The sequence below is a fragment of the Leyella stercorea DSM 18206 genome, assembly GCF_000235885.1.
GTDB classification, from domain to species: domain Bacteria; phylum Bacteroidota; class Bacteroidia; order Bacteroidales; family Bacteroidaceae; genus Prevotella; species Prevotella stercorea.
Map to the genome: position 1 here is coordinate 1 of NZ_JH379402.1, position 733 is coordinate 733.

The 733-nt window shown below is 43.1% G+C and carries 1 protein-coding gene; it reads left to right on the forward strand.

Going from position 1 to position 733, the window contains the following annotated elements:
* Positions 1–108 precede the first annotated feature (108 nt).
* A complete protein-coding gene (gene tssD, locus HMPREF0673_RS04670) occupies positions 109–504 on the forward strand; it encodes a type VI secretion system tube protein TssD (protein WP_004310139.1) in 396 nt (131 codons plus the stop codon).
* Positions 505–733: the final 229 nt, after the last annotated feature.

Here is a 733-nt window from a genome sequence, read left to right on the forward strand (position 1 = left end):
AAAAATCGTTTTTGAGGTTTTCTCTTTTTTGCATCTATACCGGTTAGGGCGCAAGGACGGAGAAACCGAAGTAAAATAATTAAGTTTAACCCATTAAATCCAAGTATTATGGCATTTAGAGCATCATTGGAACTTAACAACAAGGAATTTGACGTCCTTTATTCAAACTATGAGTTCAGTCGTAACACGGACCCTAAAGGTATGCCCTCTTCAAGCGTATTGGGTGGTAGAGTAAAAGCAACCATCGAATCAACAGAAGACACTTCTGTCATCGAAGCGATGTTGAACAGTCCTTTCAAACCTGTAGAAGGAAAGATTATCTACAAAAAAACGGAGGAAGATGCCAAGATGAAGGAGATCCAGTTCAAGAACGCATACATCGTTCACTACTCGGAAACTCTGGACGCGAACAACGATGTGCCTATGACAATCACCATTACGTTCTCCGCTGAAGAAATCATCGTCGGCAGCGCAGCTCTTGACAACCGTTGGCCGAAGAAATAAATCGGCGTACATAGGTAAATCCTAAATCAAAACATTTGTCAGGCCGTCCGACGGACTTCCGCCGGGCGGCTTTGGCAATTTGGATATAAACCGTCAAATATAATGCCGCCATGCTGGAACAAAAAAAAGTCACATTGGAAATAGCCGGCATACCCATGCCGTCGTTTGTGCAGTTGATGCTCAAGCAGAGCATCAATGAGCACCACTACTTTGAGATAACGCTGGATAT